This is a genomic window from Brevibacillus fortis, assembly GCF_046196545.1.
GTDB classification, from domain to species: domain Bacteria; phylum Bacillota; class Bacilli; order Brevibacillales; family Brevibacillaceae; genus Brevibacillus; species Brevibacillus fortis_A.
Genome location: NZ_CP176370.1, coordinates 1,504,379 through 1,521,137 on the forward strand (window position 1 = coordinate 1,504,379; position 16,759 = coordinate 1,521,137).

At 49.0% G+C, this 16,759-nt stretch carries 15 protein-coding genes; 10 read left to right on the forward strand and 5 right to left on the reverse strand.

The genetic code is table 11. The features are described from left to right. Positions 1-35: 35 nt before the first annotated feature. Positions 36-176 (reverse strand): hypothetical protein, encoded by a 141-nt coding sequence (locus ACKKE8_RS07995; RefSeq protein WP_409177697.1) that lies wholly within the window; start codon positions 174-176, stop codon positions 36-38. Continuing rightward, positions 139-1,083, reverse strand: a complete 945-nt coding sequence (locus ACKKE8_RS08000; RefSeq protein WP_271755934.1) for a DMT family transporter — start codon at positions 1,081-1,083, stop codon at positions 139-141. The genes ACKKE8_RS07995 and ACKKE8_RS08000 overlap by 38 nt, the downstream gene beginning before the upstream one ends. 130 nt (positions 1,084-1,213) lie before the next feature. Here ACKKE8_RS08000 and ACKKE8_RS08005 point away from each other — a divergent pair, with 130 nt between their 5' ends. Then, a complete protein-coding gene (locus ACKKE8_RS08005; protein ID WP_409177698.1) occupies positions 1,214-1,957 on the forward strand; it encodes an N-acetylmuramoyl-L-alanine amidase in 744 nt (247 codons plus the stop codon). Here ACKKE8_RS08005 and ACKKE8_RS08010 read toward each other — a convergent pair. Next, entirely contained in the window at positions 1,928-2,710 is a 783-nt protein-coding gene (locus ACKKE8_RS08010) for a divergent polysaccharide deacetylase family protein (protein WP_409177699.1), read from the reverse strand. The two genes, ACKKE8_RS08005 and ACKKE8_RS08010, sit on opposite strands and share 30 nt — an antisense overlap. A 141-nt stretch (positions 2,711-2,851) precedes the next feature. On the opposite strand from ACKKE8_RS08010, the gene polA reads away from it, so the two are divergent. The 5 genes from polA (at position 2,852) to ACKKE8_RS08035 (ending at position 8,871) form a co-directional block, all read left to right on the forward strand. Then, positions 2,852-5,500 (forward strand): DNA polymerase I, encoded by a 2,649-nt coding sequence (gene polA / locus ACKKE8_RS08015; RefSeq protein ID WP_409177700.1) that lies wholly within the window; start codon positions 2,852-2,854, stop codon positions 5,498-5,500. A 48-nt stretch (positions 5,501-5,548) separates the two neighbouring features. Continuing rightward, positions 5,549-6,379, forward strand: a complete 831-nt coding sequence (mutM, locus tag ACKKE8_RS08020) for a DNA-formamidopyrimidine glycosylase (RefSeq protein ID WP_409177701.1) — start codon at positions 5,549-5,551, stop codon at positions 6,377-6,379. A gap of 102 nt (positions 6,380-6,481) precedes the next feature. Further along, entirely contained in the window at positions 6,482-7,090 is a 609-nt protein-coding gene (gene coaE / locus ACKKE8_RS08025; protein WP_409177702.1) for a dephospho-CoA kinase, read from the forward strand. Further along, complete coding sequence (locus ACKKE8_RS08030; RefSeq protein WP_409177703.1) at positions 7,087-7,650, forward strand: lytic transglycosylase domain-containing protein; 564 nt, start codon at positions 7,087-7,089, stop codon at positions 7,648-7,650. Before coaE ends, ACKKE8_RS08030 begins: the two co-directional genes overlap by 4 nt. A 174-nt stretch (positions 7,651-7,824) precedes the next feature. Further along, positions 7,825-8,871: a glyceraldehyde-3-phosphate dehydrogenase gene (locus ACKKE8_RS08035; protein WP_047070639.1), complete on the forward strand. Its 1,047-nt coding sequence runs from the start codon at positions 7,825-7,827 to the stop codon at positions 8,869-8,871. A 60-nt stretch (positions 8,872-8,931) separates the two neighbouring features. On the opposite strand, the gene ACKKE8_RS08040 is transcribed toward ACKKE8_RS08035, so the two are convergent. Then, positions 8,932-10,065 carry an HD-GYP domain-containing protein gene (locus tag ACKKE8_RS08040; RefSeq protein ID WP_409177704.1) on the reverse strand — a complete coding sequence of 378 codons (1,134 nt, stop codon included), beginning with the start codon at positions 10,063-10,065 and terminating at the stop codon, positions 8,932-8,934. A gap of 137 nt (positions 10,066-10,202) precedes the next feature. Between ACKKE8_RS08040 and nrdR the strand changes: the two genes are divergently transcribed. From nrdR to dnaI, 3 genes are all read left to right on the forward strand, one after another. Beyond that, a complete protein-coding gene (gene nrdR, locus ACKKE8_RS08045) occupies positions 10,203-10,682 on the forward strand; it encodes a transcriptional regulator NrdR (RefSeq protein ID WP_012685137.1) in 480 nt (159 codons plus the stop codon). A gap of 153 nt (positions 10,683-10,835) precedes the next feature. Beyond that, positions 10,836-12,275, forward strand: coding sequence for a replication initiation and membrane attachment family protein (locus ACKKE8_RS08050; protein ID WP_409177705.1), 1,440 nt, complete (start codon positions 10,836-10,838; stop codon positions 12,273-12,275). Positions 12,276-12,290: 15 nt separating this feature from the next. Beyond that, entirely contained in the window at positions 12,291-13,223 is a 933-nt protein-coding gene (gene dnaI, locus ACKKE8_RS08055; protein WP_144617152.1) for a primosomal protein DnaI, read from the forward strand. Here the strand turns inward: dnaI and ACKKE8_RS08060 are convergent. Next, a complete protein-coding gene (locus ACKKE8_RS08060) occupies positions 13,200-13,841 on the reverse strand; it encodes a YdcF family protein (RefSeq protein ID WP_409177706.1) in 642 nt (213 codons plus the stop codon). The genes dnaI and ACKKE8_RS08060 overlap by 24 nt on opposite strands. A 182-nt stretch (positions 13,842-14,023) precedes the next feature. Here ACKKE8_RS08060 and ACKKE8_RS08065 point away from each other — a divergent pair, with 182 nt between their 5' ends. Then, a complete protein-coding gene (locus tag ACKKE8_RS08065; RefSeq protein WP_409177707.1) occupies positions 14,024-16,618 on the forward strand; it encodes an Ig domain-containing protein in 2,595 nt (864 codons plus the stop codon). Positions 16,619-16,759: the final 141 nt, after the last annotated feature.

A 16,759-nucleotide genomic window follows, 5' to 3' on the forward strand; every position in this document is an offset into this window, starting at 1 on the left:
ATCGAAGACTTCTTTGGAATTGCCCCTTTTGCCTGTTAGGACATCATTTTAAATAACCAGTACAAAATCCGTCCTACGATGTAGCCAAGAAGAATTGTCCAGCCAATCTTCGCCCAAATACTCAGTCTCTTGACGAATTCACGCAAGCTTTTTCGGTTCTCCGGTTGCTTGTTCAATGGAGGACACTCCTTTAGCAGGTTGGTTAAAGCGAATGAACACATAAATGCCGGCGATAATGATCAAGCCGCCGATCCATTGCGGAGGCGTTACCACTTCACCCAAGATGAAGTAAGCGAGAATTGCAGTCCCGATCGGTTCTCCCAAAATCCCCATGGATATCGTCGTCGTATTGAGCCATTTAATGATCCAGTTAAAAATAGAATGTCCAAGCAAGGTTGGGAACAGGGCGAGACAGAAGAACCAGCCCCAATCCGCCGCAGGGTAACCGACGAGCGAATACCCGAGAGCCAGATCATAGGCGACCAGAATCACGCTGGTGGCCGTATAGACGACAAGAGTATAGGCAAAGGAGGACATATGCTGGCGAACGTACTGCCCGACCAGCCAGTAGCCCGTCACGGTGACAGCTCCCATTAATGCGAGGAAATCACCCCACAGAGCCATGCCGCCTACCTGAAAATCTCCCCAGCCAATCACGAAGCTTCCCGCAATCGCCAGCAAGCCGCCGGATAGAGCCAGAAATCGAACTTTTTCACCAAAAAAGAAATAACCGCCGATGAATGCAAATAATGGCTGCAAGGTAACGAGCACAGTAGAACTCGCTACAGACGTGTAGTTCAGCGATTCAAACCACAACAGAAAGTGGCTTGCCAAAAAGGCTCCGGATAAAATACAGAGTAGCCACACTTTTTTGGACATTTTTCCAATCTCTGCGATGGCGCCACGATTCCAGAATAAAAAAGGAAGCGTTAAGAGAACGGAAAAAATCAGGCGATACGTAGCGATAATCGGAGCAGGCGCATCCGATAGCTTTACAAAGATCGCAGAAGAGGAAATGGCGATCACCCCGATTAAGAGAGCCAAATACGGGGGGAATAACGGTTTTTCCAAAGATTGATTCATCAGTACACCTTCTTATGCGGGTAAGGTCATGTTTCATTATTGTAATTGTACAGTCGGATTAAAAAATTCACAATGTTATGTGTACCTAGCCGCTTGTAAGGTTTTTTTTCAATCCGGTTATCCTACTGGCATGAGAAACTTACAGGCTATTTTCCGTATCGCTGCTTTCATCCTTATCCTGATCTGTATCCCGACGCGAAGCGAGGCATTGCCGCTCACCCCGTTTCACATTTTGATTGATGTTGGACATGGAGGGGTAGATTCGGGCACTTCTTATGGGGATTTGCACGAAAAAGATATCAATCTGCAAATAGCCAAAAGACTGTATCAACAATTGACAGCAGCGGGATACACCGTGGCTTTGAATCGGAACAAGGATGTTGCCCTGAGTGATGACAATCGTTGGTTAGACAACCGATCGCGGCATATACGAGACTTGGCACAGCGCAAAAACTTGGCAAAAGAAATCGGTCCACAGATGATGCTCAGCTTGCATGTAAACTGGTCGCCCAGTCCTCGGCGCAGGGGCGCGATTATTTTGCATCAAAACACAGAAGAGAGCTACCTGTTGGCAGAGCTGCTGCAAAACTCGCTAAACAAGCTCACAGGAACCAACGAAAAGCCAGTCAGGGGCAAGACGTACTACATGCTCCGTCATAACTACTGTCCGTCTGTCATCGTGGAAATGGGGTTTATCAGCAACGCGCAGGACCGCGAAATGTTAACGAATCCCAAAGCACAAGAAAAAATCGCTCAGGCCATTACAGAAGCCGTGAGCGAATACGTAAAGTTGTCGGGAAATAAGAAAACGGAGGCGAGTATTGAGGAGAGCTGGTGGCGAAAATTAATGAGCAGTTTGCTGGATAAGCTTTGAAATGGTTACAAACTCGGCCTCCTTCTGAATTCGCGGGATGTACTGGCGCAGAACGGAGGCTGTTTTCTTACCAGGAGGTCCAACATGACCAATCGCGATGCAGATCGGATGGTTTCCGATTCTTTGGCAGATCTTTTCCATTTGCTTCGTAATATGGGGAACAGTATAGATATCATCGAGAAAATATAGATTTTCTGCGAAAGGCACGCCCATTTCAGCTGCAACTTTACCTGCAACGCTCTTGTCGGTCGTTTTGCTGTCCAAATAAATCAGCCCGCGTTCTTTGACCACTTTCATGATGATGCGCATGATCCGCTCGTCAGCCGTTATTTTTGAACCCATATGATTGTTCATGCCAATCGCGTGAGGCACATCGTCAATCGCTTTCTCGACGCGACTGCGAATTTCTTCGTCGGACAGATCAGCCGTAATGGCACCGGGACCAAGCCAGGAGCGTTTTCCTTTCATCGGCTCCATAGGCATATGCAAGATTACATCATGCCCTTTTTGATGGGCGAGCTCGGCATCCTTCTTTGTACTTGGCAGAAACGGCATGACGGCGATAGTTAGAGAGATGGGCATCGATAAAATTTCCTCTGTTCCTTGCATGTTGTTTCCGAAATCATCGATGACAAATGCCATCAGCTTTTTTCCAGTGGGTTTGGGCTCCACACTAGGGTTGGCCGTCACTGGCAACGAGCCAAAGGATAGAAATAATGCGAGCAAGAGAGGAAGCAATCTCCTCCAATTCATCCAATCACCTTCCTTGTCCATTTTTTTCTTAGTTTGTTCAATCACCTTGTGCTTTACCCGCCATATCTACGGCTTGGCTTTGATGTTTGCCCTATGTTACGATTAAAGATAGTAGTTTTGTAACGAGAGGGGTCGAATTCCTTGAGTCATTTTGTGTTGATTGATGGAAACAGTGTTGCGAACCGGGCGTTTTATGCGCTCCCTTTATTGTCCACATCGGCAGGACTGCATACGAACGCAGTGCTGGGCTTTACGACTATGCTGTTAAAAGTGTTGGAGGAAATGAAGCCAACGCATATTATGGTTGCTTTTGACGCGGGAAAAGTCGTGTTTCGCCATAGCGAGTATGCAGAGTACAAAGGGGGACGCAGCAAAACTCCGCCGGAGCTGTCTGAACAGTTTCCATTGATTCGGGAGCTGTTGGATGCCTTCTCAATCAAACGCTTCGAGCTGGAAGGCTACGAGGCGGATGACATTATCGGTACGTTGACGAAGCAGGCAGATGAGCAAGCTTGGAAAACGACTGTCATTACCGGAGACAAAGATATGCTGCAGCTCGTGTCTGAGCATGTATCCGTCGCTTTGACGCGCAAGGGAGTCAGCGAAATCGAGCTGTATACTCCGCAAGAAATTCAAGAAAAGTACGGCCTTAAGCCGCTGCAAATAATTGATCTGAAAGGCTTGATGGGCGATTCGTCCGACAACATTCCAGGTGTCCCTGGTGTCGGAGAGAAAACAGCGCTGAAGCTGCTGCACGAATACGGCTCTGTCGAGCAAGTACTGGAAAACATTGATAAAGTCTCGGGCAAAAAGCTGCAAGAGAACCTGCGTGAGAATGTGGACAAGGCGAACATGAGTAAAGCCTTGGCAACCATTTTGCGTGAAGCGCCTGTGGAGCTGGATGTGCAAGAGACCGGCTATGAAGGCTATGATGGCGTGCCTCTCAGCGAGTTCTTTAAAAAGATGGAGTTCAAATCGCTCTTGTCCAAGATCAAAGTGGCACAACCAGCAGATGGAAGCGGACAAGCAGACGCTAAGCCGTTTTCGTTTGAGAGGATTTCAGAGGAAAACAAAGCGGCGTACGAGTCCAAGCTGACTTCGCCAATGGCCCTTTACATCGAAATGGACGGGGAAAACTATCATCATGCGCCTTTCCTCGGAATGGGACTGGCTGCGGAAGATACGGTGATGTTCGTTCCATGGGACGTAGCCAAGGAATGGAAGGCACTCTGTGAGTGGCTGGCTGATCCGGCGAAGGAGAAGTGGGTATTTGATGGCAAGCGAGACACGGTTGGACTCGCTTGGCATGAATTGGCGATAAAAGGCATCAGCTTTGATGTGTACCTCGCTTCTTACCTGCTGAATGCGGCTGAGAGCAACCCAACCTTGGATAGCATTGCGGCACAATACGCACAGACACGGGTTTTGTCAGATGAAGAGGTGTACGGCAAGGGTGCCAAGCGTCTTGTTCCTGAAATGGACGTACTGAGCGAGCATGTGGCGCATAAAGCGGCCGCAATCTGGCAGAGCGTGCCTGTTTTGCGTGAGCAGCTGGCAGAAAATGAAATGGAAAAGCTGCTCGGCGAATTGGAAGCTCCGCTGAGTATGGTACTGGCACTCATGGAAAAGCAAGGCGTGAAGGTAAATAGTGAGCGCCTCGTGCAAATGGGGGAAGACTTGGACAAAAAGCTCGCGGGTCTGACAGATCAAATTTACGAGCTGGCGGGTGGAGCATTCAACATCAACTCGCCGAAGCAATTGGGTGAGATTTTGTTTGACCGCTTGTCTCTGCCTGTATTGAAAAAGACCAAAACAGGGCCTTCTACCAGTGCAGATGTATTGGAGAAGCTCGCGCCGTATCATCCGATCATCGATGCGATCCTGACCTTCCGTCAGCTCGGCAAGCTCCGCTCTACGTATATTGAGGGTTTGACCAAGGAAATCCATACGAAGACGAGCAAGGTGCATACGCTTTACAACCAAGCGACAACGGCGACAGGGCGCCTGTCCAGTACGGACCCGAATCTGCAAAATATCCCGATCCGCATGGAAGAAGGACGCAAGATTCGCGAGGCGTTTATCCCATCAGAGGACGGCTGGTACATGCTGGCGGCCGACTATTCCCAGATTGAGCTGCGGATTTTGGCCCATATATCACAAGACGAGAACTTGATTGACGCCTTCCAAAAAGGAATGGATATTCATACCCGCACCGCCATGGACGTATTTGGTGTGAGTGAGAAAGAAGTGACCTCGCTGATGCGCCGTCAGGCCAAAGCGGTCAACTTCGGGATTGTATACGGCATCAGCGATTACGGTCTGTCGCAAAACCTCAATATTACCCGTAAAGAAGCCGGGGACTTCATTGAGCGTTACTTTGATGTCTTCTCCGGTGTGAAGCGCTGGATGGACGAGATTGTTCAACAGGCGAAGGCGGATGGCTATGTGACGACCTTGTTGAACCGCCGCCGCTACCTGCCTGATATTCGCAGCAGCAACTTTAACCTGCGTTCGTTTGCTGAGCGTACCGCGATGAATACGCCGATCCAGGGGACAGCTGCCGATGTGATCAAGCTGGCGATGATTCGCATGCAGGAGGCAATCGAGGAGAAAGGTCTCGCTAGCCGCATGCTTTTGCAGGTGCACGATGAGCTTGTATTTGAAGTGCCAGAAAATGAGCTTGAGGTCATGCGCCAGCTGGTGCCAGAAGTAATGGAGAGTGCGTTGTCCCTCAACGTTCCGCTCAAGGCGGACGTCAGTGATGGACGTACCTGGTATGATGCGAAGTAGGCATGCCTAGAACATAAAGATCGATAGACAGCGAGAGGAGGAGGGCATATGCCAGAATTGCCGGAGGTAGAAACCGTCGTACGGACTCTGCGTGGCTTGGTTATGGGAAAAACGATTGAGAAAGTAAGTGTTCATTTGGCGCGTATTGTGCGTCAGCCAGATGATGTGGAAGCTTTCAAATCTCTTTTGGTGGGACAAACCATCCAGGATATCCAACGGCGGGCAAAATTCATTCAGTTTTTCTTAAACGAGGACGTGCTCGTGTCCCATCTGCGAATGGAAGGGCGCTATGGCGTGTATCAGGCGGATGATCCCGTTGAGAAGCATACCCATGTCGTCTTCCATTTTACGGACGGAACGGAGCTGCGTTATCGGGATGTTCGCCAGTTCGGGACGATGGATTTGTTCCCTAAGGGGAAGGAAACAACCGTCGGACCTTTGGCAAAACTGGGGGTAGAACCGCTAGATAAAAGTTTTACTCCTGAAGTTTTGGGGAAATTGTTAAAAGGACGGTCAACAAAAATTAAGCCGCTTCTCCTAAACCAGGAATGTATTGTAGGGCTGGGGAATATTTATGTGGACGAGTCACTCTTTAAAGCAGGCATTCATCCGGAGAAACCAGCAGCAACGCTGACAGATAAAGAAGTTATCCGACTGCATGAAAGCATCGTCTCTACCTTGCAAGAAGCGGTAGAACAAGGTGGTAGCTCCATCAAGTCGTATGTGAACGGACAGGGCGAGATGGGAATGTTTCAGCAATCTCTATTAGTTTATGGACGAAAAGATGAGGCGTGTACGAAGTGCGGGGCCGAAATCATTCGGTTTGTAGTCGGCGGCAGAGGGACGCATATTTGCCCGGACTGCCAAAAGAACCGGTAGTGACCGTTTCTTTTGGCGACCGCAAGCGGTCATTATATTTTCATGAAAAACTTCGAGAAGTTTTTCACAAAGCAGCAATAACATTTCTACCAAGGGAGGAGGATGGGCATGATACTAGGGTTAACAGGCGGAATTGCCACTGGGAAAAGCACGGTGACAGGTATGCTTCGAGAGCGTGGAATTCCTGTTATTGACGCTGACCAAATCGCCAGAGAGGTCGTAGAACCAGGTAAAATAGCCTATGAAGCGATCGTGCGCCATTTTGGAAGAGAAATCCTATTGGAAGATGGTCAAATTGATCGGAAAAAACTAGGTGAGATCGTGTTTTCGGACGAGTCCGAGCGTCAAAAGCTGAACGCCATCGTCCATCCCGAGGTACGCCGCGTCATGCGGGAAGAGGCCGAAGCAGCGGAAGCGAATGGAGCGGAGATCGTCTTTATGGACATTCCTCTGCTGTATGAGAGCAAGCTTACGCATATGGTAGAAAAAATCGTGGTCGTCTATGCGCCCTACGAGATGCAATTGGCGAGAATGCTGGAGCGCGACGAATTGGAAGAAGAACAAGCACGAAAAAGACTGCGGGCGCAGTTTCCCATTGATCAGAAGAAGCAGGGTGCAGACTTTTTGATCGATAATTCTGGTTCGCGTGAAGAAACCGAGCGTCAAGTGGAGGCCGTATTGGCCGCGATTCGATCGGAGCGTCAATCATGAGTTTTGGCAAACGTGCAGCATTGATCTTGCTCGTTTTGGCGAGTGTATTTCTGCTGCTAAACACGCCATTGGTGTGGAAATGGATGTACCCGATCAAATATGAGCAACAGATTGTGACGGCTGCACTGAAATACGAGGTGGACCCTCATTTGGTATTGGCCGTCATTCGTTCCGAGAGTGGGTTTGCGACAGATCGCGTTTCGAAAAAAGGTGCGGTCGGGCTCATGCAAATCATGCCGGAAACAGCGCAGTGGATCGTCAAGGAGGCAGGCTTCCGCCCAAAGGACAGTCAATACTTGTACGACCCTGTCATGAACATCGATATTGGGACATGGTATCTCGATTTTTTGCTATCCCGCTATGATGGGGATATTGTCAAAGTCATTGCCGCCTACAACGCCGGTCCGGGCAAAGTAAACGGATGGCTCGCGAGTGAGCAATGGAACGGAACTCGAGAGACGATTGAGGACATTCCATATGGGGAGACCCGACAATATGTCCAGCGAGTGCTCTATTATCATGATCGTTACAAAAATATATACGACTTTCAATTACGTTAAAAATCATGAAAAGCCGCTCTCTTGCTGATAAGAGAGCGGCTTTTTTCTCTATTTTTGGGTAGGGTAAATCGTCCAAATATTTATTTTTCAGTAAAACACATTGATAATTGTGTCATACTTATTATAATAAAAGTATCAGATAAGCGTAACTCAATTCGAAAGGGGTTTCTATATATGACAATTAAAATCGGTATTAATGGTTTCGGACGTATTGGCCGCATGGTATTCCGCCGCGCTATCCAGGACCCCAACATTGAAATCGTTGCAATTAACGCCAGCTACCCAGCGGAGACGCTTGCACATTTGTTGAAATATGATACGATCCACGGACGCCTGCAAAATAAAGTGGAAGTCCAAGACAACAAGATTATCGTAGATGGAAAAGCAACAGTTGTACTGTCTGACCGTGATCCGCTGAAGCTGCCTTGGGGCGACCTCGGAGTAGAGATCGTAGTAGAAGCTACAGGCAAGTTCAACAATCGCGAAGGCGCTGGCAAGCACCTGCAAAGCGGTGCGAAAAAAGTTGTGATTACAGCACCAGCGAAAGAAGAAGACGTCACGATCGTGATGGGTGTAAACGAAGGCACCTACGACCATGCCAATCACCACATTATCTCCAATGCTTCCTGCACGACCAACTGTCTCGCACCTGTGGCAAAAGTACTCAACGATGCATTCGGTATCGAACAAGGTCTCATGACTACAATTCACTCGTTTACAAACGATCAGGTGAATCTCGACAATCCACATAAAGACCTGCGTCGTGCACGTGCAGCTAGCGAGTCCATCATTCCAACGACGACAGGAGCTGCTCGTGCAGTAGGAATCGTTCTGCCAGAATTGAATGGCAAGCTGAACGGTTTTTCCTTGCGCGTACCGACTCCAAATGTTTCTGTTGTAGACTTGGTGGTCAATACGAAGAAGCCAGTTACATTGGACGAAGTAAACCGCGTCCTGCGTGAAGCGAGCGAAGGCAGCATGAAAGGCTACCTCGAGTTCTGCGACGAGCCGCTCGTATCCAGCGATTTCAATGGCAACGATCACTCCTCGATCATCGACGGTCTGTCTACGATGGTAATGGGAGACAATCAGGTGAAAGTGATTGCTTGGTACGATAACGAGTGGGGCTACTCCTGCCGTGTCGTAGACTTGGTTCGCCACGTATCCGAGCAGAACAATCAAGCTGCAACAAAAGAAGCAGCTGCTGTAGGTGTGAAATAAGTAGCATAAACAAAACCCCTTTGCTGATTTCGAGCAAAGGGGTTTTTCGTTGCTTCGTATTTACGATGAGGTAGAAGATTCATCTAATGAGTTCACGTTAAACAGATCATCATCTTCAAAGCCGACAATAAACAGTCGGATGTTCGCCTTGAGATCGAGGTCATAAGGGCTAGGAACATCGTTTCCTCGGCCGTCTTTTAGCACACGTACAGTAGGGCGATGTGAATAGTCCGGATCAACCCGACTTACTACCCCGACTTCTCCGGTATTCAAAACGACGCTGCTTCCAATCGGGAAGATAGCTATGTGCTTGATAAAAGCATTTACTAGATGATGCTCGAACAGCGTACCGCCAGATCCAAACAGGTATTCCACAGCATCCTGTGGCATGTACCGCTTGCGCCATGGACGTGGGGAAGTCAAGGAGTCATAGATATCACAGATGCCGACGATTTGTGCGAATTCGTGTATTTGCTTGCCAGATAATCCCTGCGGATAGCCGCTTCCATTTAGCCGTTCATGGTGTTGCAAGCAGACGTGTGCTGACAAAAGCGAGATGTCATGCTGCTTTCGCAACAAATTAAAGCCAAGCATCGTGTGCTCTTTGGCGATTTCCTTCTCTTCGTCCGTCCAACGCTCTGTTTTTTGCATCAGCTCTTCAGGCAGGCTCACTTTGCCGATATCGTGCAGCATGGCGCCTACCCCTAAGTTCATGAGCTGTGTGCGATTGTAACCCAGAGACATGCCCACAGCAGTCGCCAGCACGGCCACATTCACGGAGTGATGGTATAAGGATGGCGAATGAGAAGAGATCGTCGTCAAATGTCCAACCATTTGCTTGTTTTGCATCAGGTCGTCCAAAATCGAACTAAAGGCACGCTGAAAATGAAGCCCCATTTCTTTTAAGGAAATTTTCCGGGCCAGCTTGTTTGAGTTTGTAATTTGTTTCATAGTCTTCTCGATGGCTTCCACAGCTACTTGCCTGGTTTGTGGGCGAATCACTTCTTCCACAACGATGTCATTGGTACGGGGATCATCGATATACACCGAATCAACACCAGCTCGCTCTAATCCGGAAATGAGTCGTTCCGTTAATTGCATACCAGTTCCAAGTAGCACCTTTCCATCTTCTGTGAAGACCGTACGTCCCAATTTCATTCCAGGCTGTAGGTGCCTTAAAGATACTAAACGCATGACTATCCCTCCAACAGTACCATAATTGTACTCCATTCGACTTATGCTTTAAATAGGTACAAGGATTGACTTGACTTCTGACAGGAATATGAGGGACACTGTAGACAAGTATTGTCAGTATTGGAGTTGATTCTGATATGCGTTGTCCATTTTGCGAATATAATGGGACTAGAGTCCTGGATTCACGTCCTTTCAATCATAATAAATCCATTCGTCGTCGCCGTGAGTGCGAAGCCTGCGAGCGCCGTTTTACTACCTTTGAAATGGTAGAAGAAACACCTTTGTTAATTGTGAAAAAGGACGGAACACGCGAGGAATTCAGTCGAGACAAGATATTACGCGGGTTGGTGCGTGCTTGCGAAAAGCGTCCAGTGCCGTTGGAAGTGCTTGAAAATGTAGTGAACGACATTGAAAAAGAATTGCGCAGCTGCGGGCAAGCGGAGATCCCAAGCAATGACGTTGGGGAGAAGGTCATGGAGCGTTTATACCATGTCGATGAGGTCGCATATGTGCGCTTCGCTTCTGTATACCGCCAATTCAAAGATATCAATGTATTTATGAAAGAGCTGGAGGAGCTTTTGGCTCAAGCGCGAAACAGCTCGTTTCCAAAAGAATAGATAAGCTTTTTTCTACCAGACTCGCACTTCTCCCTCATGCTCTTGCGGCCGATCCGCCAGGGCTTCTTTGGCTTTCCAGCTGATTTTTCCGCGAATGAATGGGTAGTCGTGCTATAATAAAAGAATCGAATTTTGTCAGGAAGGAAAGATCTGATGCGTCGTTTAGTTTGGAACGAATTGTTGCCGAAGGATCGTTATCTGGTGCGGATGGCAAGACCGATTGGCTTTGCCGAAATGGGCTTTGTTACGCAGCTATACTTGCCGATCATCGGTGTCGAATCGTACGCTCTCTACCAACTGCTCGTCCATGGCGTGCAGGAGGTGAGCGGAGCCTCCTCGGAGGGGACCCATCGCAGTTTGATGCTGACGACTTCGCTTTCTCTGGATCGGCTATTAGATGCGCGTGAACGTCTGGAGGCAATCGGGCTAGTCGAGGTGCGCCGCAGGGAAAATCAGCAGCGTGACTATTATTACGAGTACTTGATCAAACCGCCGCTTAGTCCGGCTGAGTTTTTTGCAGACTATGTACTGTCGTTGATGTTGTTAAACAAAATCGAAAACGTTCGCTATTCGCAACTGCGCCAGCATTATGCAGATACGCTTGGCAGTCAGTTGGATCAAGAATACTCTATTGTGGAAAACGTCACGAAAGACTTCCATGATGTGTTCCAGTCGTTAAAACAATCGGAGCTGGAAGTGAAAAAAGGATCGGAGCGCGATCAGTTTTTAACCGAGATGGAAACCAGCTTCCCGCAAGCTCCGATGAAATCTGGCTACGAGGCACAAGTCAACCATTCGTTGAGTGTATCGTCCTTGCGCCTGTACTTGCCGGATAATGCCGACTCGGTCAAAGTTTTGGAAGGCAAGAGCATGGAGCTGTTGTTCTCGCTGTGCCATTTCTATCAGCTGGACAGCTGGGGGATGGGGCAGGAGCTGCGTGATTGGACGTTGTACAAATCGGATCGGAGTTTGGACGGAGAAGTTTTGCGCAAGCGTTTGGTGCAACGCTACACAGAAGACAAGCTATACCGAACTGCGCCTGCAACTGATACGACAGAGGATGGATGGGGTCCTGGTCGCTTGCCTGAGCCAGGCAGCGAAGCCTTTATCCGTGCTTGTCGCCAGTTATCTCCGGTGACCCTGTTGGAAAAGGTCGTTGGTGGCAGAATCAGCAAGGTGTTTTTGGAACGGGCTGAAACGCTTGTATTTGCGGATGGGATGCAACCGGAAGTCGTCAATGCGCTGTTAATCCATACGCTAGCCAGCATGCAAATGGAGTTGCCAAAAGCGTACATGGAGACGATTCGTGACAGCTGGAAAGCGAAGCGAATCGCGACAGTTGACGAGGCAGTCAAGCAGATCCTCGAACGTGCGGATCAACGGGCACAAACCGCTGAGAAGGCAAAAGCGGGCAAGAAGGAATCGGCCCCTGTCAGACGGAATGGTCGAGCCATTTTGCAGGACAAGCTGCCAGCATCTGTCGAGTGGCAGCTGTCGCAGGAGAAATCCGCATCGGACGCTGAAAAGAAACAATCCATTCAGGATTTTCCAGACTTGCAGAAAAGACTGGAAACCTTGCGAAAACGGAAATAAGGAGTGTGAGGGAACGTGGAATCTATCAGTGAGTTCATGCAAGAGCTCGCCAAACGAACACCGCGTCAGTTGCTGACACCGGATCAGCAGTTAGATAAAATGTTCCGTTCGTCCGCGTATTTAAAAGCATTTCAACAAGAGCATCCCGAATTGACCAGGGACGATTACCTCCGCTCGCTCTCCAACATCTATACGGCAGTCAAAGAGCAGTATTGGTGTGAGCGTTGTCCGGGTCTTGGCGAATGCCCGAATTTGGTCAAGGGGCATAGCACTCAATTGGAGCTGGCTCACCAGCATATTATCAGCTCGATGACGCCCTGTTCCAAGCAACTGTCGCACGAGGAAGAGATTCGCCGCCGCCGACTGATGCGCAGCTATTACGTTTCCGAAGAGACCTTGAATGCGAGCTTTGAGGGCTTGGTCATTGACTCCGGGAATTTGGCTACCGTAGATGCGGCGATTCAGTTCTGTGAAAAAGTCGGAACAGGCGAGCGGGTAAAAGGGCTTTATCTGCACGGTCCGTTTGGGGTTGGAAAAAGCTACATCATGGGAGCAATCGGTCGCGAGCTCTCGGAGCGCAATGTCGCTTCCTTGCTGGTTTATGTACCTGACTTTATCCGGGAGATGAAGGACTCTATCTCGGATCAATCCTACGCGGGGAAGCTGGAGCTGCTGAAAGAAGTACCGGTACTGATCCTCGATGATATCGGTGCGGAGAACCTGACACCATGGGTTCGGGACGAGATTTTGGGGGTAATATTAAATCAGCGGGCAAACAACCATTTGCCAACGCTGTTTACCTCAAACTACGCGCTGAATGAACTGCAAGAGCATCTATCTATCTCCAACGGAAATCGGATTGAACAAACAAAAGCGGCTCGCATCATGGAGCGAATCCGCCATTTTGTCGATGTGTATGAAATTTTACGCGAGAACCACCGTTCCTAGCACTTGTGTCCAGAGGCGAGAGAGCTCCCAATACGTGAGTGCGAGTACTTCTCTCGCCTTATGATACGGTCCAAACAGGACGTGTGACGTCGTCCCTACAGGCGAGGCGACAATTCCCAGTGAGTCAGCCATGACCATTGCACGGGCCAAATGATAGTCGTGGCTGATGATCAGGGCGTCTTGAATATCGTGTTCCTGCAAGACCTGCTGGCCGTACAGCAGGTTTTCGTATGTGCTGGTAGACTTGCTTTCTAGCAAAATGTCCTCTTCGGGAATTCCTTTGGCAACCAAGTAATTTCTGCTCACAGCAGCTTCCGTGATTGTTTTGCCTTCACCAAGGCCGCCTGTGACCAACAGCTTCGATACATAACCTTCTTCATACAGAGTCGCCGCCTGCTCCAGACGTTCGCGCAGACCAGGACTAGGCCCCTCACCCCAGACAGCTGCACCCAGGACAATGCCGACCGTTGCGGGCCGGGCGTTAGCTCCCTCAATCGTCTGTTCGATGCGGTACCAGTTGTAGCCCGACCATATCAGACCGAGCAGCATGACAATCCCCAATACTATCCATATCCCGCGCCAGCAAGGACGCTGTGCGTTTATCGTTCGATTTTTCATTCTTCGAAATCTCCCTCGTAGTCGCTCTCTTTATTTAGACGTTTGAAAGGGGAGCTAGTTACAAACCTTGACACACGCCTGACACGAAAAACTAGTAAATTGTTCCTTGCTCTTTGCCGATATAGTAATGGTGGAGTGGTTTCGAAGAACAGCAAATTTCATACTTGCGAGGGAGGCTAGTGATGTTCTGGAAAAAAACGATGCTCTTGTTTCTGGCCGTCCTGCTATTAGTGGGGACTGGAAACGCAGGGGTAGGATTGGCTGCCGATGAAATCAGCCGACTCGTTCTGTCCAAGAACGAGGTAACATTGGAAAATGGAGATTCTACCAAACTGACGGCTACCGCTGTTTATGTGAGCGGAAAAACGGAAGACGTCACCGTCAAGACAGAATGGACCACGCAAAATGCGGATGTAGCCTCTGTATATGCGGGACAGATTACAGCCAAATCGGTAGGAAAATCAACCGTAACAGCTACGTATATGGGTAAGCCTGTTGTAGTAGGTGTAACCGTAACGAAAAAGGTAAAGGCACTGACGACAGAAGATCAAACGTTGAACGTACGGATCGGCAACACGGAAAACGTAAAGCTGACAGCAGTATACAGCGATGGGACAACAGAAGACGTAACAACTCAAGCAGACTGGTCCATCGATAATCCTGCGATTGCGACTGTAGTCAACGGTGCAATCAAAGGTTTGAATTCAGGAACTGGTACCGTGACAGCGAAGTTTGGCAGCCAGACGACGACGATCTCTGTAAACGTAGAGATTGCTCACAGACTGGAGCCTAACAAAAACCAGGTTTCACTCTTGCTGAACGGCGAAGAAACAATCAAGCTCAAGGCCATTTTCCCGGATGGAAGTGTAACGGAGGATGTCTCCGACAAGGCTGAATGGTCTTCAGACAATACCGCTGTAGCCGATGCGCTCAAAGGAACGATCAAGGCCTATGGCGCGGGTACAGCAACCATTACGGCGAAGTATGGAACAAAAACAGCGACGATCAAAGTCGATGTGGATACAACGCAAAAATTGGAGCTAAACAAGCAAAACATTTTTATGAATGTGGGCAAGGAAGAAGACATAGAGCTGAAAGCAACTTATGCCAACGGCGGCGGTTCCACAGTTGTGAATGATAAGGCCGAATGGTCCTCTGATCGCGAGGAGGTTGCGTACTACAGCAACGGGAAAATCCATGCGGTCAAGTCCGGTGAAGCCGTGATTACTGCCAAGTACGGAAACAAATCTGTACAGGTACGCGTGGATGTAGAAGTACCTCGTTCCTTGTATATCGTTCCAGCTTACCTGCCGATGAAAAGCGGAACAACGAAAGACGTAATTGTAAACGCGTCCTTCGCAAACGGAAAAAGTGAAGATATCACTTCAAAAGTAGAGTGGTCTTCGGATAATGCAGATGTTGTATTTGCAAGCGGCAAGACCGTATCCGCCTACAAAGCTGGAACGGCGAATGTAACCGCTAAATACGGCGGAAAAACAGCGACACTGGTTGTCGATGTAGATGTACCGCAAAACTTGACCGCAGATATCACGACTGTAGCGATCCCAGTAGGGGGCGCGAAGCAAGTGACGGTAAAGGCTTCGTATCCAGATGGAAGCACTCCTGCTGAAGATGTCACACAAAAAGTTGTTTGGTCTTCGAGTGCACCAAACGTAGCAAGCGTGCGTCAAGGCTTGATTACAGGTGTGTCGACAGGTGCAGCGACTGTGACAGCTACATACGGAACACGCACAGTGAACATTTCCGTATCGGTTGGCGTCATGCAGACATTGACGGTAGACAAGAAAAAGATCGTGCTTGGAAATGGCAAGTCCGAAACCGTTAAGCTGACAGCAGCTTACGCAGATGGAACGACCAAGGATGTAACAGATACAGCGACATGGAGCACGGCTTCTGCTGCTGTAGCAGAAGTCATGAACGGGAAGATCACGGCGACAGGAGCAGGGAAAACGACCGTAACGGGTACCTTCGATGGCAAATCGGTTACGATTGCGGTAGAAGTAGACCAAGCGACGAATCTCTCTGTTGATCCTCGCATGCTGATCTTGAACGTCAATGAATCAAAAGAGATCAAGCTGAACGCAACAGACTCCGCTGGCAATTCGGACAATGTGACCAACGATGCAGAATGGTCCTCGTCCTCGTTGAAAGTAGCGGATGTGGTAAACGGCCGCGTAACAGGTCTCTCAAACGGACGTGCGACGATCACCGCGAAATACGGCGGCAAATCGATCAGCATCCCGGTAGAAGTCGGAATCGTGAGCAAGCTGGAAGCAAACAAGCGCTTCGTATCTACGAAGTCGAACAGCAACGTACAAGTAACCTTGACAGCTACCTTCTCAGATGGCCGCACGATGGATGTTACCAATCTGGCTGACTGGAAGACGAGCAACTACAAGGTAGCAGATGTAACCAAAGGCCTCGTTTCAGGACGTGCCTACGGCAAAACGACGGTTACAGCGAGATACAACGACAAGAGCGTGTCCATCCCAGTCGATGTTGATATGTTGAAATACTTGAAGACAGATGTCGTCCAGCTCGTGATGAGCAAAGGCGAAGTGAAGCAAGTGACCGCCATCGCGACGTACATGGATGGCTCTGAGCAAAATGTCACCAAGCCAGCTCTCTGGACCACTTCTCGCCTGTTGGTAGCCGATGTGAAGGACGGCGTCATCAAAGCGACAGGGTCGGGTAAAGCAACGATTTATGTGCAGTATGGTGGGAAGAAGACACCGATTGTGGTGACGGTAAGATAGTAGGATTGATTGGGAAATGAGAGAAGCCAACCGGTTGAGATCGGTTGGCTTTTTTTCGTGGTTTTTTCAGTTGGGACGGGGATTTATCGGTTTTTTTCGCTTGCAGTGTACGGCGGGCGTATGCTATACTGATTTTACTGA